Source organism: Shewanella sp. SP2S2-4 (genome assembly GCF_031932025.1).
Classification (GTDB): domain Bacteria; phylum Pseudomonadota; class Gammaproteobacteria; order Enterobacterales; family Shewanellaceae; genus Shewanella; species Shewanella baltica.
This window is the reverse complement of the sequence record NZ_JAUOER010000012.1, coordinates 14,916-33,099: the sequence shown is the minus strand read 5'-3', so window position 1 is coordinate 33,099 and position 18,184 is coordinate 14,916. Positions and strand designations below refer to the sequence as shown.

At 45.3% G+C, this 18,184-nt stretch carries 18 protein-coding genes; all 18 read left to right on the top strand.

The features are described 5' to 3' along the window. The first annotated feature begins 13 nt into the window (after nucleotides 1–13). The 18 genes from Q4Q54_RS11460 to flhB all read left to right on the top strand — a co-directional run bounded on the left by Q4Q54_RS11460 (nucleotide 14) and on the right by flhB (nucleotide 18,027). Complete coding sequence (locus tag Q4Q54_RS11460) at nucleotides 14–1,447, top strand: sigma-54 dependent transcriptional regulator (protein WP_006082410.1); 1,434 nt, start codon at nucleotides 14–16, stop codon at nucleotides 1,445–1,447. 109 nt (nucleotides 1,448–1,556) lie between these two features. Then, complete coding sequence (locus tag Q4Q54_RS11455; RefSeq protein ID WP_063884836.1) at nucleotides 1,557–2,639, top strand: sensor histidine kinase; 1,083 nt, start codon at nucleotides 1,557–1,559, stop codon at nucleotides 2,637–2,639. Next, on the top strand, nucleotides 2,632–3,975 hold the full coding sequence (locus tag Q4Q54_RS11450) for a sigma-54-dependent transcriptional regulator (RefSeq protein ID WP_259510825.1): 1,344 nt from the start codon (nucleotides 2,632–2,634) through the stop codon (nucleotides 3,973–3,975). The genes Q4Q54_RS11455 and Q4Q54_RS11450 overlap by 8 nt, the downstream gene beginning before the upstream one ends. 229 nt (nucleotides 3,976–4,204) lie before the next feature. Next, a complete protein-coding gene (gene fliE / locus Q4Q54_RS11445) occupies nucleotides 4,205–4,540 on the top strand; it encodes a flagellar hook-basal body complex protein FliE (protein WP_006082407.1) in 336 nt (111 codons plus the stop codon). Nucleotides 4,541–4,585: 45 nt separating this feature from the next. Beyond that, nucleotides 4,586–6,268: a flagellar basal-body MS-ring/collar protein FliF gene (gene fliF / locus Q4Q54_RS11440; RefSeq protein ID WP_006082406.1), complete on the top strand. Its 1,683-nt coding sequence runs from the start codon at nucleotides 4,586–4,588 to the stop codon at nucleotides 6,266–6,268. Then, nucleotides 6,261–7,313, top strand: coding sequence for a flagellar motor switch protein FliG (gene fliG / locus Q4Q54_RS11435; protein WP_006082405.1), 1,053 nt, complete (start codon nucleotides 6,261–6,263; stop codon nucleotides 7,311–7,313). The genes fliF and fliG overlap by 8 nt, the downstream gene beginning before the upstream one ends. Then, nucleotides 7,300–8,316, top strand: a complete 1,017-nt coding sequence (fliH, locus tag Q4Q54_RS11430; protein ID WP_311988494.1) for a flagellar assembly protein FliH — start codon at nucleotides 7,300–7,302, stop codon at nucleotides 8,314–8,316. The genes fliG and fliH overlap by 14 nt, the downstream gene beginning before the upstream one ends. Continuing rightward, nucleotides 8,285–9,622, top strand: a complete 1,338-nt coding sequence (gene fliI / locus Q4Q54_RS11425) for a flagellar protein export ATPase FliI (protein WP_012089703.1) — start codon at nucleotides 8,285–8,287, stop codon at nucleotides 9,620–9,622. The genes fliH and fliI overlap by 32 nt, the downstream gene beginning before the upstream one ends. A gap of 29 nt (nucleotides 9,623–9,651) precedes the next feature. After that, nucleotides 9,652–10,098 carry a flagellar export protein FliJ gene (fliJ, locus tag Q4Q54_RS11420; protein ID WP_006082402.1) on the top strand — a complete coding sequence of 149 codons (447 nt, stop codon included), beginning with the start codon at nucleotides 9,652–9,654 and terminating at the stop codon, nucleotides 10,096–10,098. A gap of 259 nt (nucleotides 10,099–10,357) precedes the next feature. Beyond that, nucleotides 10,358–12,502 carry a flagellar hook-length control protein FliK gene (locus Q4Q54_RS11415; protein WP_311988493.1) on the top strand — a complete coding sequence of 715 codons (2,145 nt, stop codon included), beginning with the start codon at nucleotides 10,358–10,360 and terminating at the stop codon, nucleotides 12,500–12,502. Nucleotides 12,503–12,590: 88 nt separating this feature from the next. Next, nucleotides 12,591–13,115, top strand: coding sequence for a flagellar basal body-associated protein FliL (gene fliL, locus Q4Q54_RS11410; protein WP_311988492.1), 525 nt, complete (start codon nucleotides 12,591–12,593; stop codon nucleotides 13,113–13,115). Between the two features lie 48 nt (nucleotides 13,116–13,163). Continuing rightward, a complete protein-coding gene (gene fliM / locus Q4Q54_RS11405; protein WP_063884842.1) occupies nucleotides 13,164–14,195 on the top strand; it encodes a flagellar motor switch protein FliM in 1,032 nt (343 codons plus the stop codon). Between the two features lie 11 nt (nucleotides 14,196–14,206). Then, nucleotides 14,207–14,587: a flagellar motor switch protein FliN gene (gene fliN, locus Q4Q54_RS11400; protein WP_028761182.1), complete on the top strand. Its 381-nt coding sequence runs from the start codon at nucleotides 14,207–14,209 to the stop codon at nucleotides 14,585–14,587. Nucleotides 14,588–14,616: 29 nt separating this feature from the next. Continuing rightward, a complete protein-coding gene (fliO, locus tag Q4Q54_RS11395) occupies nucleotides 14,617–15,045 on the top strand; it encodes a flagellar biosynthetic protein FliO (protein ID WP_063884843.1) in 429 nt (142 codons plus the stop codon). Continuing rightward, nucleotides 15,042–15,788, top strand: a complete 747-nt coding sequence (gene fliP, locus Q4Q54_RS11390; RefSeq protein WP_063884844.1) for a flagellar type III secretion system pore protein FliP — start codon at nucleotides 15,042–15,044, stop codon at nucleotides 15,786–15,788. The genes fliO and fliP overlap by 4 nt, the downstream gene beginning before the upstream one ends. An 18-nt stretch (nucleotides 15,789–15,806) precedes the next feature. Continuing rightward, nucleotides 15,807–16,076 (top strand): flagellar biosynthesis protein FliQ, encoded by a 270-nt coding sequence (gene fliQ / locus Q4Q54_RS11385; protein ID WP_006082394.1) that lies wholly within the window; start codon nucleotides 15,807–15,809, stop codon nucleotides 16,074–16,076. A gap of 4 nt (nucleotides 16,077–16,080) precedes the next feature. Then, nucleotides 16,081–16,878 carry a flagellar biosynthetic protein FliR gene (fliR, locus tag Q4Q54_RS11380; protein WP_220590726.1) on the top strand — a complete coding sequence of 266 codons (798 nt, stop codon included), beginning with the start codon at nucleotides 16,081–16,083 and terminating at the stop codon, nucleotides 16,876–16,878. A gap of 18 nt (nucleotides 16,879–16,896) precedes the next feature. After that, complete coding sequence (gene flhB, locus Q4Q54_RS11375; RefSeq protein WP_220590725.1) at nucleotides 16,897–18,027, top strand: flagellar biosynthesis protein FlhB; 1,131 nt, start codon at nucleotides 16,897–16,899, stop codon at nucleotides 18,025–18,027. Nucleotides 18,028–18,184: the final 157 nt, after the last annotated feature.

Genomic DNA, 18,184 nt, shown 5'->3' with positions numbered 1-18,184 from the left:
TACGGCCTACTGAATGATGCAAACAGATCAACGAATTTTACTTATCGGCCCCTCATCAGAGCGATTAAATCGCCTGTGTTGCATTTTTGATTTTTTAGGTGAGCAAATTGCACAAATTGACGCCGAAAAATTAAGTGCTAGCCTCCAAGATACTCGTTTTCGAGCTTTAGTTATCCTAACTGATGTTATGGATGCTGATGCACTTAAAAACATCGCGGGTCAACATCCATGGCAACCTATGCTGTTGCTTGGCAACGTTGACGATCTGCAAGTGTCTAACATTCTTGGAAATATTGAGGAACCTTTAACCTATCCTCAACTCACCGAATTATTACACTTCTGCCAAGTATTTGGCCAAGTTAAGCGCCCTCAAGTCCCCACAAGTGCAAATCAAACTAAGTTATTTCGAAGCTTGGTGGGGCGCAGCGATGGTATTGCCAATGTAAGGCACTTGATTAATCAAGTGGCGACATCTGAGGCGACAGTACTTGTACTGGGCCAATCCGGTACAGGTAAAGAAGTGGTCGCCCGTAATATCCATTATTTGTCTGAGCGTCGTGATGGCCCTTTTATTCCTGTTAACTGTGGTGCTATACCGCCAGAGTTGTTAGAGAGTGAACTTTTTGGTCATGAGAAGGGATCATTTACTGGGGCAATTTGTTCTCGTAAGGGCCGTTTCGAATTGGCGGAAGGTGGCACACTATTTCTCGATGAAATTGGTGATATGCCATTGCAGATGCAAGTTAAATTGCTTCGTGTACTGCAAGAACGGGTATTTGAGCGTGTTGGCGGCACTAAGACCATCAATGCCGATGTGCGCGTTGTAGCAGCGACACATAGAGATTTAGAAACCATGATCAGCGTGAATGAGTTCCGCGAGGATCTCTATTACCGCCTAAACGTATTCCCGATTGAAATGCCCGCGTTGTGTGATCGCAAGGACGATGTGCCTTTGCTGTTACAAGAGTTGGTGAGCCGAGTCTACAACGAAGGCCGTGGCAAGGTGCGTTTTACGCAGCGCGCGATAGAGTCGTTAAAAGAACATGCTTGGTCGGGTAACGTGCGTGAGCTGTCTAATTTAGTCGAACGCCTCACCATTTTATATCCGGGTGGATTGGTTGATGTTAACGATTTACCCGTTAAGTATCGCCATATCGATGTGCCCGAATATTGTGTAGAGATGAGCGAAGAGCAGCAAGAACGTGATGCATTGGCTTCTATCTTTAGTGATGAAGAGCCGGTTGAAATCCCTGAGACACGTTTCCCAAGTGAGCTACCGCCTGAAGGTGTGAACCTTAAGGATTTGTTAGCAGAACTGGAAATCGACATGATACGTCAGGCACTAGAGCTGCAAGATAACGTTGTTGCTCGCGCGGCTGAGATGCTAGGAATACGTCGTACAACGCTAGTAGAAAAAATGCGTAAATACGGAATGACCAAAGATTAGTTTTCTATTTTATTGTTATATAAGTAGTTTTAACCTCTAAAGTTCAATTTCTAATTTGGCATAGATACTGCAGTCACTCCGTCATAAGCAATTTTTTGACGGAGTGACTATGTCAGCCAACCCACTAGCGCAAATTGAGTCATTCAAGCACACTAGCAAACAATGGAACCAACTGCGTGAGGCCGCTAATATGTCCAATCGAATGGAGCATATTTTACAGGCTATGCCATCCGGCGTGGTGATTATCAATGGCGACGGTATAGTCACGGATGCCAATCCGGTTGCAGTTGAATTACTTGAGCGCTCCTTGTGTGGCGTTCGCTGGATTGATGTGATCCACAGTGCCTTTGCGCCACAGGATGATGATGGCCACGAAGTGTCACTGCGTAATGGCCGCCGCGTTAAGTTAGCAATTACGCCACTGACGCCAGAGCCTGGTCAATTAATTGTGTTAACTGATCTGACTGAAACTCGATTATTACAGAAAAATCTATCCCATCTACAACGCTTATCTGCACTGGGTAAAATGGTTGCGACCTTGGCACATCAAGTGCGCACGCCTTTATCTGCCGCTTTGCTATATGCCTCTAATCTTGCAAGTCCTAAGTTATCCGATGCCGCTAAAGCGAAATTCCAGCAAAAGCTTGTTGATAGACTCAATGAACTGGAGCGTCAGGTTAACGACATGCTATTGATGGCGAAAGGCCGTCAGGATGAACTGGGAGATTTGATTACGCTTGCTGAGGTTATCGACAATGTATTAGCAAATTGTGAGCCGATAGCGGCGAAGCAAGGTTGTGACTTGTCATTTGATGATGCATCAAGCAGTTCGATGTTAGCCAATTCAAATGCTTTAAGTTCGGCAATCAACAATTTAGTCATGAACAGTATCGAAGCTGGCGCCACTGAGATTCGTATTCAAGCGGCAGAAGAGGGCGATCAGTTACTACTGAATGTCATCGACAATGGCAAAGGTTTAGATGCCAATATGCAGCAGAAGGTACTTGAACCTTTCTTTACAACTAAGTCGCAGGGAACTGGGCTCGGGTTAGCGGTTGTGCAATCTGTGGTGCGTAATCATGGAGGACAACTGCAATTAAGTTGCTTACCGAATAAAGGTTGCACTGTGTCTTTAGTCTTCCCAAGGGCTAAATCTGCGGTGATATTACCTTTGGAGATTACCCATGTCTGAAGCAAAGTTATTGCTCGTTGAAGATGATGCCTCATTGCGTGAAGCCTTGTTGGATACCTTAATGTTGGCTCAGTATGAGTGCATTGATGTTGCCTCCGGTGAAGACGCTATCTTAGCTTTGAAACAACATCAATTTGATTTAGTCATTAGCGATGTGCAGATGCAAGGCATAGGTGGGTTAGGATTATTAAACTTCCTACAGCAACATCATCCAAAATTGCCAGTGTTGTTGATGACAGCTTATGCCACGATTGGTAGTGCGGTGGATGCCATTAAATTAGGCGCTGTCGATTACTTAGCGAAACCTTTTGCGCCAGAAGTCTTGCTCAATCAAGTTTCCCGCTATTTGCCGTTAAAACAAAATGTGGATCAGCCAGTAGTTGCCGATGAGAAGAGTTTAGCTTTATTAGCACTGGCTCAGCGGGTTGCTGCATCCGATGCTTCGGTCATGATCTTAGGTCCTAGCGGCTCGGGTAAAGAAGTCTTGGCCCGTTATATTCATCAACACAGTAGCCGTGCCGATCAAGCTTTTGTGGCCATTAACTGTGCAGCGATTCCTGAGAATATGCTCGAAGCCACTCTTTTTGGTTATGAGAAAGGCGCATTTACTGGTGCCTATCAAGCTTGTCCGGGGAAATTTGAGCAGGCTCAAGGTGGCACTTTGCTGCTAGATGAAATCTCTGAGATGGATTTAGGCCTACAAGCTAAGTTATTGCGGGTATTGCAAGAGCGTGAAGTTGAGCGTTTAGGCGGCCGTAAAACCATTAAGCTCGATGTGCGCGTGCTTGCCACATCCAATCGTGACTTAAAAGCCGTGGTGGCGGCAGGTGGCTTTAGGGAAGATCTCTACTATCGAATCAACGTGTTCCCCTTAGCTTGGCCCGCATTAAGTCAACGTCCTGCGGATATTCTGCCCCTTGCGCGCCATTTACTGGTTAAGCATGCAAAGGCATTGAATGTCGCCGATGTGCCTGAGTTGGATGAAAATGCACGTCGACGTTTATTGAGTCATCGCTGGCCGGGGAACGTACGTGAACTCGATAATGTTATACAGCGGGCTTTGATATTAAGAGCCGGTCAAGTGATCACCGCCAATGACATTATTATCGATGCGCAGGATGTGATTTTAGGCGCTGAAGACCTAGATCAATTTGCTGCCGAGCCAGACGGTTTAGGGGAAGAGCTTAAAGCGCAGGAGCATGTGATTATTTTAGAAACCCTTAATCAATGCCAAGGAAGCCGCAAGCTGGTCGCTGAAAAACTGGGGATAAGTGCCCGAACCCTAAGATACAAGATGGCAAGAATGCGTGATATGGGCATTCAACTGCCAAACTAGTCTTTAAATTCAAGTGATAATCTTGCAGCCTCCACATGAGTGTGAGGCTGCATTTATTAAAATATACCACCGCAAAAGTGACCTATTTTATCCAGAATCCTTAGTGTTAACTTCTTCTTATCCCGTCAATTTGTTATCAATCACGACCATTTGAAAACTTGGCCGTTATTTTGCATTGTCCCGTTATAGGTATTTTGATCGTCAAGAACTCGACGACTGGGAGCTCAGCATGCAAATAGGCGCAAATTCATTCCTGCAAGAAATGCAGAAACTCCAAGGCGAAATTACGCCGTCTTTTGGCGTTCAGCCAAATATCATGCAGCAAGTGAATAACACCAGTGGTGCGGACTTCGGTCAGTTACTCTCGCAAGCCGTCGGCAATGTCAGCGGCTTGCAGTCGACATCATCAAACCTCGCGACGCGCTTAGAAATGGGAGATACTACCGTCACTTTGTCGGATACTGTTATTGCCCGTGAGAAAGCCAGTGTCGCCTTCGAGGCAACGGTACAAGTACGTAATAAGCTTGTCGAAGCCTATAAAGAAATAATGAGCATGCCTGTCTAGGCCAGTGAATAACCCAATTAGCAGGTACGAATCGTGAGCACAGAAATGATTGTCGGATCCAATTCCGACTTAGCTGACCAAGGTGTCCAGCAAGAACATAAGTCAGGAATGATGGGAAACCTTGGCGGTGTCGATATGATGCGTCAAGTAACTATGATTTTAGCCTTGGCGATTTGTTTGGCTTTAGCCGTATTTGTCATGCTGTGGGCACAGGAGCCTGAGTATCGTCCATTGGGTAAAATGGAAACTCAGGAAATGGTTCAAGTATTAGATGTGCTTGATAAAAATAAAGTTAAGTATCAAATCGACGTGGACGTGATTAAAGTCCCCGAAGATAAATATCAAGAAGTGAAAATGATGTTGAGCCGCGCAGGCGTCGATAGCCCTGCGGCTAGTCAAGACTTCTTGAATCAAGACAGCGGCTTTGGTGTCAGCCAACGTATGGAGCAAGCCCGTCTTAAGCACAGTCAAGAAGAAAACCTAGCCCGTGCGATTGAGCAACTACAAAGTGTTAGCCGCGCAAAAGTGATCCTCGCGTTACCTAAAGAAAACGTCTTTGCCCGCAATGCCTCAAAACCAAGTGCGACTGTGGTTATCAATACCCGCCGTGGCGGTTTAGGCCAAGGTGAAGTCGACGCTATCGTCGATATCGTTGCCTCTGCTGTGCAAGGTTTAGAGCCATCACGGGTGACAGTGACTGACTCTAATGGTCGTTTATTAAACTCCGGCAGCCAAGATGGCGCGTCTGCGACAGCCCGTCGCGAGCTTGAATTAGTACAGCAAAAAGAAGCCGAATACCGCACTAAGATTGAATCGATTTTGGTACCTATCTTAGGTCCTGATAATTTCACCTCTCAAGTCGATGTCAGCATGGACTTTACTGCGGTCGAGCAAACTTCTAAGCGTTATAACCCAGATTTACCGTCTTTACGCAGCGAAATGACCGTTGAAAATAATACCACTGGCGGATCTTCAGGTGGGATCCCTGGGGCGCTATCGAATCAACCGCCAATGGAATCGAACATTCCGCAAGATGCGACTAAAGCGACCGAGTCTGCCACAGCAGGTAATTCGCACCGTGAAGCGACCCGTAATTTTGAGTTAGATACCACCATTAGCCATACCCGTCAGCAAGTTGGCGCGGTTCGCCGTATAAGTGTGTCGGTTGCTGTGGACTTTAAACCCGGTGCTGCCGGAGAAAATGGTCAAGTGGCGCGCGTTGCCCGTACCGAACAAGAACTGACCAATATCCGTCGTTTACTCGAAGGTGCGGTAGGTTTTAGCTCGCAACGGGGTGATGTGTTAGAAGTGGTAACGGTTCCCTTTATGGATCAATTGGTTGAAGACTTGCCAGCACTAGAACTGTGGGAACAACCTTGGTTCTGGCGTGCGATTAAGCTCGGTATTGGTGCGCTAGTGATTCTGGTACTGATTTTAGCTGTGGTACGGCCTATGCTGAAACGCTTAATCTATCCTGACAGTGTCAATATGCCTGAGGATGGCAGATTAGGTAACGAACTGGCCGAAATTGAGGACCAGTACGCGGCAGATACGCTAGGGATGCTCAATACTCAAGAGGCTGAATACAGTTATGCCGATGATGGTTCAATTCATATCCCTAATTTGCACAAAGATGATGATATGATTAAAGCTATCCGTGCGCTCGTGGCTAATGAGCCTGAGCTCTCTACTCAAGTCGTGAAAAACTGGTTACAAGACAATGGCTGAGAATAAAACGAAAGAAGTGGCTCCAGCGGCCCCACCTGCCTTTAACATTAAGGATATTAGCGGTGTCGAAAAGACTGCGATCTTACTCCTCAGTTTGAGTGAGGCCGATGCTGCATCCATTTTAAAACACTTAGAGCCGAAGCAAGTGCAAAAAGTGGGTATGGCGATGGCGGCAATGGATGAGTTCGGTCAAGAAAAAGTCATCGGGGTACATAAGCTGTTTCTCGATGACATTCAAAAGTATTCTTCTATTGGTTTCAACAGCGAAGAGTTCGTTCGCAAAGCCTTAACCGCCGCGCTGGGTGAAGATAAAGCGGGTAATCTGATTGAACAGATTATCATGGGCAGCGGTGCTAAAGGTTTGGATTCGTTGAAATGGATGGATGCACGCCAAGTAGCGACCATTATTCAAAACGAACATCCTCAGATCCAAACGATCGTGTTGTCCTATTTAGAACCCGATCAGGCGGCGGAAATTTTTGGTCAATTCCCTGAAAATACTCGCTTAGACTTGATGATGCGGATTGCGAATCTTGAAGAAGTTCAGCCCGCTGCACTGCAAGAGCTGAACGACATCATGGAGAAACAGTTTGCCGGTCAAGGTGGCGCACAGGCCGCGAAAATGGGTGGCCTAAAAGCGGCTGCCAACATCATGAACTATTTAGATACGGGTATCGAAAGTCAGTTGATGGAAACCATGCGCGAGTCTGACGAAGAAATGGCGCAGCAAATCCAAGACTTGATGTTCGTATTTGAAAACTTAATCGATGTTGATGACCGTGGTATTCAAGCACTGCTCCGTGAAGTACAGCAAGATGTACTGATGAAGGCGCTCAAAGGCACTGATGATCAGCTGAAAGAAAAAATCTTGGGTAACATGTCAAAACGTGCCGCAGAATTGCTGCGTGACGATCTTGAGGCCATGGGTCCAATCCGTATCAGTGAAGTGGAAGTCGCCCAAAAAGAAATCCTGTCTATTGCCCGTCGCTTAAGTGACAGCGGCGAAATTATGTTAGGCGGCGGTGGTGGCGATGAGTTCCTCTAATCCGAGCGACAATAAACCGTCAAATAAGGTCTTGAGCGACGGTGATATTGAGTTTAGTCACTGGGCACTGCCAGATGTGACTGAAGCCGATGACGATTCTATCTCGAATTTGTTCGGCCATTCGAATCATCAAGCCGCTAAGCCGACGACGGTTGAGAGTGTTTCTCCGCCGACGATGGCCGAGATTGAAGACATTCGCGCCCAAGCTGAAGAAGAAGGGTTTGCCGAAGGTAAACAACAAGGTTACGAGCAAGGGCTAGAAAAAGGTCGCTTAGAAGGCTTAGAGCAAGGCCATACCGAAGGGCTCGCCCAAGGGCATGAGCAAGGATTAGAAACCGGTTTAGCTCAAGCCAAAGTTTTACTTTCGCGGTTTGAAGCCTTATTAACTCAATTTGAAAAGCCATTGCAATTACTCGATGGCGATATTGAGCTCTCCCTACTGAACTTGAGTATGACATTAGCTAAATCTGTCATAGGCCACGAATTAAAAACCCATCCAGAACAAGTGCTTTCGGCATTACGCTTAGGCATAGAGTCGCTACCCATTAAGGAGCAAGCGGTGACTATTCGGCTGCATCCTGACGATGTGATCCTTGTCGAACAACTTTATTCCACCGCCCAACTGACCCGCAGTAAATGGGAACTTGAAGTCGATCCGACGTTAAGTGCAGGCGATTGTATTCTGAGCAGTCATCGCTCTTTAGTGGATTTAACGCTTTCATCGCGCATCGATACTGTGTTTGAGTCATTACGCAAGCAACATGCGCATTTGAGTGATAAACAGCATCAACTGCAAGAGACGATTGAAGCTGAAGATACTGCCAAACAAGTGGCTGTGGCGCTTGAGTCTGAGCTTGATGATCAAACGCCTGATGAGCAAGCTGTCGATACGGTTAACCAAGACACTGAGGACATGCAATCTACCTCAAACACAGGTGAGCACTTAGATACCCAATCGGATGCCGGAACAGATGCAAAATCGCCAACACCAACTGCTGAATAGGCTGAATCATCATCAGGATAAAGTGCCGCCATTTCGTGCTGTGGCCAGTGGTCAGCTGGTGCGTGTTGTTGGCTTAACCTTAGAGGCGAGCGGTTGCCGCGCGCCTGTAGGCAGCTTATGTTCCATCGAAACTATGGCGGGCGAGTTAATTGCCGAAGTTGTCGGCTTTGATGGTGAACTCCTTTATTTAATGCCTATCGAAGAATTACGTGGGGTATTACCCGGTGCCCGGGTGGTGCCTTTAGGGGAACAAACTGGACTCAATGTCGGCTTGTCGTTGTTAGGGCGCGTGCTCGATGGTAACGGCGTGCCTTTAGATGGTTTAGGTGCGTTGCAGACAGATCAACAAGCGCCAAGACATAGCGCTGCCATTAACCCCTTATCTCGCCGTGCTATTACCGAGCCGCTGGACGTTGGCGTTCGCGCCATTAATGCCATGCTGACTGTGGGTAAAGGCCAACGTATGGGCTTGTTTGCTGGTTCTGGTGTGGGTAAGAGTGTGCTCTTAGGCATGATGACCCGCGGTACCACTGCCGATATTATTGTGGTTGGGCTGGTGGGCGAACGTGGCCGTGAAGTCAAAGAGTTTATTGAAGAAATTCTTGGGGACAAAGGTCGAGCGCGTTCTGTTGTTGTTGCCGCGCCTGCGGATACCTCGCCGCTAATGCGCCTGCGCGCCTGTGAAACCTCGACTCGCATTGCAGAATACTTTCGCGATTTAGGTTATAACGTCTTGTTATTAATGGATAGTTTGACGCGCTACGCCCAAGCGCAGCGTGAAATTGCTTTGGCTGTGGGTGAGCCGCCAGCCACCAAAGGCTATCCGCCTTCAGTGTTTGCAAAGCTGCCGCGTTTAGTTGAGCGCGCCGGTAACGGTGGCCCAGGCCAAGGTTCAATTACGGCATTTTATACTGTGTTGACGGAAGGGGACGATCAACAGGATCCCATTGCCGATGCATCGCGGGCGATCCTAGATGGTCACATAGTCTTGTCACGTTCGCTTGCGGACTCTGGGCATTATCCCGCCATTGATATTGAAGCTTCTATTAGCCGAGTCGCGCCTATGGTGATCTCCAATGAACATTTGGAAGCGATGCGCCGCGTGAAACAAACCTATTCCTTGTATCAGCAAAATCGGGATTTGATTTCAATTGGTGCTTATGCCCAAGGAAGCGATCCTCGAATTGACAATGCGATACGACTGCAGCCAGCAATGAATGCTTTTTTACGCCAAACCATGCGTGATGCATTTAGCTTTGCCGATAGCCAAGTCATGCTCGGGCAACTTGCCGCACAGTGCAAATAATGGCGTCATCGAATTAATCGAGGTCTAGTATGGCTAACGCCGATCCCTTGTTGTTAGTGTTAAAGCTCGCCAATGATGCCGAAGAACAAGCGGCGTTATTGTTAAAGTCGGCGCAGTTAGAGTGTCAAAAGCGGCTGAATCAACTCAGTGCACTCAATAACTATCGCTTAGAATACATGAAGCAAATGCAATCCCAGCAAGGCCAAGCCATTAGTGCCAGTCACTATCACCAGTTTCATCGCTTTATTCGTCAGATTGATGACGCTATTACTCAGCAAAATCGCGTTGTGGCCGACGGTGAAAAACAAAAAGAATATCGACAACAGCATTGGTTGGAAAAACAGAAAAAACGTAAGGCAGTGGAATTACTCTTAGCGAGTAAAGAGAAGAAGCGCCAAGTTGTTGAACAAAAACGGGAGCAGAAAATGACCGATGAATTTGCTTCTCAGCAGTTTTATCGCCGTCATCAGCGTTAGTGTAATGGTGCGTTAAATGATCGGTATCTTTTCCATTCACTAACCTCTATGAGTTCAGTTTTCTGTTGCCGCTTATGGTGCAGAACATTTGTTCGACTTTTTTCCCTGAGTTTTATTCTTTTCAATATGCCGCAGTAAAAACTGAAGTTTTGGCATCTTATTTGCTTTGATTTAGTCCATGACCCTGCAACCGCAGTGTTTAATTGACGTTTCTACCTAGCCATTTTCTTTTTCTGCTGGGTGATGTTTGGGAGCACTTATGCAACAAATGACCAATATCCTGTTGAGTAAAACAGGCAACTCTGCGGCCAATTCCGCTAAGACATCTTCCCAAGAGTCTAATAATGAAGACTTTTCATCTACACTTGCGTCTGTCTCCGCTAGCTCATTTTCTATTTCCGCGCCTAAAAAGGCTGTCGCGAATACTGACGATAAAGTGCAGATCGCCTCTACTGATAAAGTAAAAGATAAAGACATATCAACGGATGACGCTGACGTTAATCTTATCTTCGCCCAGATCAGTATGGCAAATGACATGAAGAAAACGGCATCAGAGGGAGAGAGTTTGCCGTTTGGCTCTTCCCAAGAGGACAATAATGAGTCTGGTGATACTTTGTTGGAAAGCGATGCTCTCAGTACCGTTGAGTTGACGGGTATACAAGCATCAATGAAAGCGATGAACACTGAGTTTCCTATTGTCGACATCACAGGCCCAGTACAAGGCAAATCAGATATTTTAGCGTCAAGTGAAGTAGACTTGGTAACTGAGAAGGGTGAGCGCAAGTCTTCAAACGGCGAACTATCTGGCCTACAAAAGATGTTAGATACTGACATTTCATTTTCCGCAGAACTCAAAAAGTTAACTGACCAGTTTCAACTAAATACTGCGTCATCAGATGAGACTGATAGCACTAATAATGTGTCTACGGATAAAGTATCAGTTGAGACATTGCCAATTGAAAATATACGGGCTGACAAAGACGCAGCCGACGAATTATCTGTTGAAGCAATACAGGGGAAGAAAGTTTTACTTGATGAGGCGGTAGAGGCATTAAAATCACAGTCGTCTATGGATAAAAGCCTTGAATCACATTTCGCCTCTCTCAAGGCACAAGTTATTTCGCCGAACAGTAAAACATCTGAAAGTTTAGACTTATCAGAGCTTGAAAATACAGCAGAAACAGCACCATCAAAAATTTTAGAAAGCGTGATATTGAAAGACGCTGATGTGACTGAACTTAAAGACGATAAATCATTTTCAACTGATAAATATGCGAATCAAGTTGCGAGTGTAAACGCTGAACTGCGGGGAGCAAGGTTGGATCTTAATTCTGAGGCACTGCGAACTTCTGACGACGTAGATGAATCAATGTTGAAGTTTAGCCCTGCGAGTCAAACTTTGCAGTCTGAAACCCTAGCATCATCGACTACTAAGAATGAAATGGCTGCAACATCTTTAATCGCTGATGAAATAGTTGATACATTGGACTTGGCAAGTTCCAAGCTGATTGATACTTCTAGCACGGACGAGGTCGATGCTGATACTGTTTCTGTAGAGAGTAATAAACCAACAGTTCGCAATGTTGAGATTACGATACCCCAGCAAGTAAGCCGAAATGCTAATGTCGATATTGCGGTTAGCAAAGTAGAAGTTCAGCCTATAGTTACAACACTGGATACACAGAATATCTTAGGTAACGCAGTTGATCCGAAGGATAGCGCAATGACTGATACCGAGATCAATGTTGATGTTTCAAAAGTAGCAATGGATGCGGGTACTTTGCTAAAGGATGCGAAATACAGTGTGACACTCGATGCTCAAAGAGACGTTAAGCCATTCATTATGGGAGATGAAGACAAGGTATCAACGACTGACATTAAGTCATTTTCTGCTTTAGCTCAGTCATCGACGCCACTACAAGTCAATCGTCAGGAAACGATGCAAGTTCAGTTGTCATTACGCCAAGGTGTCGAACAACAAAACCAAATGCAAGAGATGATCCAACGGTTTTCACCTGTGATGAAGCAACAGTTGATCACTATGGTGAGTCAAGGTATTCAACACGCTGAAATTAGGCTTGATCCCCCTGAGCTTGGACATATGCTGGTAAAAATTCAAGTGCATGGCGATCAGACCCAAGTACAGTTCCATGTCACTCAGACACAGACGCGTGATTTAGTTGAACAAGCTATGCCAAGATTACGCGAGTTACTGCAAGAGCAAGGGATGCAATTAGCGGATAGCCATGTGTCTCAAGGTGGCCAAGGTGAACGTCGAGAGGGAAGTTTTGGCGACGGTGGCGGTTCAAGTGGGGCTGATGTGGATGAAATCTCGGCAGAAGAGCTACATTTAGGTTTAAATCAAGCCACTAGTGTAAATTCAGGTATAGATTATTACGCTTAAGTAGGTAACCTATAGCAATGACTAACATAGTTACGTTTCCATATTAATTAAACGTAAGTGTTTCTGCTTAAATTAAAGAGAATAGTGAATGGCTAAGGAAGAATCGTTAGAACTTGAGAACACCGAAGCTCCCAAAAGTAAAAAAAAGCTCTTTATTTTTATTGGAGTGGGGGTTTTAGTAGCTCTGCTTATTGCAGGTGCCCTGTGGTTTTTCCTTGGTAGTTCTGAGGACGCCGCTACGCCGACTGATGGAGCTGTCCAAACAATAACCCCTACTGAAAGTGGTGCGCTCACTACAGCATCTTATGTGCCTATGCCACGTCCTTTTTTGTTTAACCTGCCTGGCCCTGATCGCGCTCGTTTAGTTGAGATTAAAGTACAGTTAATGGTACGTGGCACAGATGATGATGTGCTGACACAAAAACACATTCCGCTGATTGAAGATGCGCTTTTAACGACTTTCAGTGGCGCAGATGTGCAAAAACTCAGTACGCAAGCGGGTAAAGATGAATTACGCCAGTTAGCACTCTTAAGTGTGCAAAATACCCTGCAGTCGGTCACTGGCCGTAAAGTTGTCGAGAAAGTGCTGTTTACTGGTTTTGTGATGCAATAACCCTTTACTGATAGTGGGTAAGTAATCTAAAGAGGCGAAGGCAATATAGTGAGTGATTTATTAAGCCAAGACGAGATTGATGCACTCTTGCACGGGGTTGATGACGTCGATGATGATGACGAAATTGATTCCGCTGGTCATGATGCGCGTTCCTACGATTTCTCTTCCCAAGATCGCATCGTTCGTGGGCGTATGCCGACGCTGGAAATTGTGAATGAGCGTTTTGCACGTCATTTGCGGATCAGTATGTTTAATATGATGCGTCGCGCTGCTGAAGTGTCGATCAACGGTGTACAGATGCTCAAGTTTGGAGAGTATGTACATACGCTATTCGTTCCTACTAGTTTGAATATGGTACGTTTTAGTCCGCTCAAAGGTACAGCATTGATCACAATGGAAGCCAGATTGGTGTTCATCCTAGTGGATAACTTCTTTGGGGGAGATGGCCGTTTCCATGCCAAGATCGAAGGGAGGGAATTTACGCCTACTGAGAGACGTATCGTACAGCTATTGCTTAAAATAATTTTTGAAGATTATAAAGATGCGTGGGCACCGGTGATGGATGTGGAGTTCGATTATTTGGACTCAGAAGTCAATCCTGCAATGGCCAACATTGTCAGTCCTACTGAAGTTGTCGTGATTAACTCATTCCATATTGAAGTTGATGGTGGTGGCGGTGATTTCCATATCACTATGCCGTATTCCATGATTGAGCCGATTCGCGAGTTGCTCGATGCGGGTGTTCAAAGTGATAAGCAAGATACTGACATGCGTTGGTCGCAGGCATTGCATGATGAAATCATGGATGTGAAGGTCGGGTTCGATGCCAACATTGTGGAACATGAATTAACGCTCAAAGATGTGATGAATTTTAAAGCGGGCGATATTATTCCGATTGAGTTACCGGAATATATTATGATGAAAATCGAGGATTTACCGACATATCGTTGTAAAATGGGCCGTTCTAGAGATAACCTAGCACTTAAAATATATGAAAAGATCCCTCGGCCAGAAACCGTTAAATCCGAGCTACAATTAGTGACGCGCAAGGGTAAATCTCGCGATATATCAGAATTATAAGGTGAAGTAAGATGAGCACAGACGATACGGATGATTGGGCTGCAGCAATGGCAGAACAAGCTTTAGAAGAAGCTAACGCGATTGAGCTCGATGAATTAGTTGATGATTCGAGACCTATCTCTAAAGCAGAAGCGGCGAAATTAGACACTATTTTAGATATCCCCGTCACTATCTCTATGGAAGTGGGCCGTAGCTATATCAGTATTCGTAACTTGTTGCAGTTAAACCAAGGTTCTGTGGTTGAGCTCGACAGAGTTGCGGGTGAACCTTTAGATGTGATGGTTAACGGTACGCTGATTGCGCATGGTGAGGTTGTGGTTGTAAACGATAAATTCGGTATTCGTTTAACCGATGTGATCAGTCAAACCGAGCGAATTAAAAAGCTTAAATAATTGTCTCATCAACGAAAGTTGGAACCAGAATGACCATATCGGTAATACTCAGTTTAGCTGCAGTATCTCAAGCAAAAACTGAGAGTCTTGTAGGCGATAGTACTCAAGGCGTAACAGCTGTGACATCTTCGGCCGCAAAAATGGCTGAACCTTCTCAAGTCGCAACCCTAGCGAGTATGTTAGGTGGCTTAATTCTGGTTTTACTCTTAATTTTTGCGTTAGCTTATTTATTAAGACGGTTCAATTTAGTTCCTACGACCAACGGTGTTTTAAAAACCATAGCCGTGACTTCGCTCGGTCAGAAAGAGCGTTTAGTCTTAGTGCAGGTGGGGGAGCAGCAATATTTACTTGGCGTTAGCTCGCAGCAGGTGAGTTTGATTGATAAGTTAGTTGAACCTATTCATATAGAGTCTGATTCCTTTGCGAGTCGGCTACGTCAGGCGAAATTAAAACAATGACAACACGTATCCTCGCGTTAGTTGGCTTAGTTATTCTGTTATGCATGCCGTCGGCATGGGCCGCTGATGGTGTTTTGCCTGCAGTGACTGTAACAACAGGACCAGACGGCTCCACAGAATACTCAGTCACAATGCAGATTTTACTGCTGATGACATCGCTGAGTTTTTTACCTGCGATGCTCATCATGTTGACCTCTTTCACGCGGATCATCATTGTTCTGTCTATATTACGTCAAGCTATTGGCTTACAACAAACACCTTCCAATCAAGTATTAATTGGCATGAGTTTATTCATGACCTTTTTTATTATGGCACCGGTATTTGACCGGATTTATGACGAAGGGGTTAAGCCTTACATTGAGGAGCAGTTAACCCTGCAGCAAGCGTTCGAAAAAGGTAAAGAACCAATAAGAAGCTTTATGTTAGGTCAAGTTAGGACCACAGACTTAAAAACCTTCATTGAGATTTCAGGCTACAAAAACATTAAGTCGCCCGAAGAAGCCCCGATGAGCGTGCTTATCCCCGCTTTTATTACCAGCGAGCTGAAAACAGCTTTTCAAATAGGCTTTATGTTGTTCGTGCCGTTTTTAGTGTTAGATCTAGTGGTGGCCAGTATCTTAATGGCCATGGGTATGATGATGTTATCCCCTATGATAGTGTCGCTACCATTTAAGATCATGCTGTTTGTGCTCGTCGATGGTTGGAGCTTAGTCCTAGGGACATTAGCGAATAGTTTCGGGTAGCCAAGGGAGAATAAGCAAATGAGTCCAGAGGCGCTAATTGATATTTTTCGTGAGGCTCTCGCTGTTATTGTCATGATGGTGTCTGCAATTGTATTACCTGGGCTGGGTATTGGTTTGATTGTCGCCGTGTTTCAAGCCGCGACTTCGATTAACGAGCAAACTTTAAGTTTTCTACCGCGATTGTTAGTGACACTTTTCGGTTTGATGTTCATGGGACATTGGTTAGTTGAAACCCTAATGGACTTTTTTGTCGAGATGGTTAATCGCATCCCGCAAGTAATAGGCTAATCCAATGGAGCTGCTGCTCGATACGTTAATGCAGACCATTGCCGCTTATATGTGGCCGCTATTTCGGGTCGCGAGTATGTTAATGGTGATGGTGGTATTTGGGGCCGCAACCACTCCAACTCGTGTGCGCTTACTATTAGCCATGGCGATTACCTTTGCGATAGCACCAGTCCTTCCTCCTGTTCAAAATGCCGATCTATTTTCACTTAGTGCGGTATTTATTACTGCGCAGCAAATCATTATTGGTGTTGCCATGGGGTTTGTGACTCAAATGGTGATGCAAGTTTTTGTATTAACTGGCCAGATTATTGGTATGCAAACCAGTCTCGGGTTTGCTTCTATGGTTGATCCTGGTTCGGGTCAGCAAACACCCGTTATTGGTAACTTTTTTCTATTATTGGCGACATTAATCTTCTTAGCCGTCGATGGACATCTATTGATGATCCGTATGTTGGTGGCGAGTTTTGAGACCCTACCCATTTCTAATCAAGGATTAACCCTCACTAGCTACCGTGCTTTAGCTGATTGGGGCTCGTATATGTTTGGTGCGGCATTAACTATGTCGATATCCGCGATTATTGCCTTGTTATTAGTGAACTTGTCCTTCGGTGTGATGACCCGCGCCGCGCCGCAATTAAACATTTTCTCTATTGGTTTTCCGATCACTATGATTGGCGGATTGTTTATTCTCTGGTTAACCTTAACACCTGTTATGGCCCATTTTGATGAAGTGTGGACTGCGGCTCAAGTGCTGCTTTGCGATATGTTAGCGCTTCAATGTAACGCCGATGGTTTGATATGACGGTATTAGGAGCAGCCCATGGCTGAAGAGTCAAGCGGTGAACGCAGTGAGGAACCCACTGGGAGACGTCTCGAACAGGCGCGGGAAAAAGGACAAATTGCGCGTTCGAAAGAACTCGGTACAGCAGCGGTATTAATTTCCGCTGCATGTGGCTTTTATATGTTAGGTCCAAGTCTAGCCACAAGTTTAACTCGGGTATTTGAGACTGTTTTCACCATGGACAGGGCGCAAATTTTTGATACTGAAGAAATGTTTAATGTATGGGGCGTTGTCGCGAGCGAAATCGCCTGGCCCATGGCAAAAATTATGCTGTTAATTGTGGTTGTCGCTTTCATTGGCAATATATCCCTTGGCGGGATGAATTTCTCTACCCAAGCCATGATGCCTAAGGCCAGTAAAATGAGCCCAGTCGCAGGTTTGAAGCGCATGTTCGGTGTGCAGGCGTTAGTTGAGCTGACGAAGGGGATTGCCAAGTTTTCTGTGGTGGCATTTTCTGCGTATTTATTACTGAGCTTTTACTTCAATGATATTATGTTGCTATCTAGTGATCATCTTCCTGGTAATATTTACCACGCATTAGATTTACTTGTGTGGATGTTTATCCTGTTGTGTTCCTCTATTTTATTGATTGTCGTCATCGACGTGCCGTTCCAAATTTGGAATCACAACAAGCAACTTAAGATGACCAAACAAGAAGTAAAGGATGAATATAAAGACACTGAAGGGAAGCCTGAAGTGAAATCGCGAGTAAGGCAGATGCAGCATGAGTTGGCTCAGCGCAGAATGATGGCTGAAGTACCCAATGCCGATGTCATCGTTGTTAACCCTGAGCATTTTGCAGTAGCGATTAAATACGATGTAAAGCGCTCCGCTGCACCCTTTGTCATAGCTAAAGGCGTTGATGACGTCGCATTTAAAATTCGTGAGATTGCCCGCGCCCATGATGTAGCCATTGTATCTGCACCACCGCTTGCGAGAGCAATATACCATACGACTAAGTTGGATCAACAAATCCCCGAAGGATTGTTTACTGCTGTGGCACAGATTTTGGCCTATGTATTCCAGTTACGCCAATATCAGAAAGGACGCGGTCGTAAACCTATTCCAGTTCCGCTTAATCAGCCCATTCCTGATGAATTGAAATATTAAGTTTGCAGCATCTGACACTTGTGAGTGATACACAAGATGATGTCACTTTATATGAATGTTCCAATATTATTTCTTCTTTATATCAATGAGTCATAGGTATAATTCTCCTTAATTAGTCAGGTTGATTTTGTTGGCGTGTTTTTTGCTTTTCGCTTCT

Coding starts and splice junctions, on each gene's coding strand:
- Q4Q54_RS11460 (WP_006082410.1), top strand. CDS start 14: ATGATGCAAACAGATCAACGAATTTTACTTATCGGCCCCTCATCAGAG.
- Q4Q54_RS11455 (WP_063884836.1), top strand. CDS start 1,557: ATGTCAGCCAACCCACTAGCGCAAATTGAGTCATTCAAGCACACTAGC.
- fliR (WP_220590726.1), top strand. CDS start 16,081: ATGGAGCTGCTGCTCGATACGTTAATGCAGACCATTGCCGCTTATATG.
- Q4Q54_RS11450 (WP_259510825.1), top strand. CDS start 2,632: ATGTCTGAAGCAAAGTTATTGCTCGTTGAAGATGATGCCTCATTGCGT.
- fliI (WP_012089703.1), top strand. CDS start 8,285: ATGCAAAATCGCCAACACCAACTGCTGAATAGGCTGAATCATCATCAG.
- fliH (WP_311988494.1), top strand. CDS start 7,300: ATGAGTTCCTCTAATCCGAGCGACAATAAACCGTCAAATAAGGTCTTG.
- fliF (WP_006082406.1), top strand. CDS start 4,586: ATGATTGTCGGATCCAATTCCGACTTAGCTGACCAAGGTGTCCAGCAA.
- fliN (WP_028761182.1), top strand. CDS start 14,207: ATGAGCACAGACGATACGGATGATTGGGCTGCAGCAATGGCAGAACAA.
- fliO (WP_063884843.1), top strand. CDS start 14,617: ATGACCATATCGGTAATACTCAGTTTAGCTGCAGTATCTCAAGCAAAA.
- Q4Q54_RS11415 (WP_311988493.1), top strand. CDS start 10,358: ATGCAACAAATGACCAATATCCTGTTGAGTAAAACAGGCAACTCTGCG.
- fliE (WP_006082407.1), top strand. CDS start 4,205: ATGCAAATAGGCGCAAATTCATTCCTGCAAGAAATGCAGAAACTCCAA.
- fliJ (WP_006082402.1), top strand. CDS start 9,652: ATGGCTAACGCCGATCCCTTGTTGTTAGTGTTAAAGCTCGCCAATGAT.
- flhB (WP_220590725.1), top strand. CDS start 16,897: ATGGCTGAAGAGTCAAGCGGTGAACGCAGTGAGGAACCCACTGGGAGA.
- fliQ (WP_006082394.1), top strand. CDS start 15,807: ATGAGTCCAGAGGCGCTAATTGATATTTTTCGTGAGGCTCTCGCTGTT.
- fliL (WP_311988492.1), top strand. CDS start 12,591: ATGGCTAAGGAAGAATCGTTAGAACTTGAGAACACCGAAGCTCCCAAA.
- fliG (WP_006082405.1), top strand. CDS start 6,261: ATGGCTGAGAATAAAACGAAAGAAGTGGCTCCAGCGGCCCCACCTGCC.
- fliP (WP_063884844.1), top strand. CDS start 15,042: ATGACAACACGTATCCTCGCGTTAGTTGGCTTAGTTATTCTGTTATGC.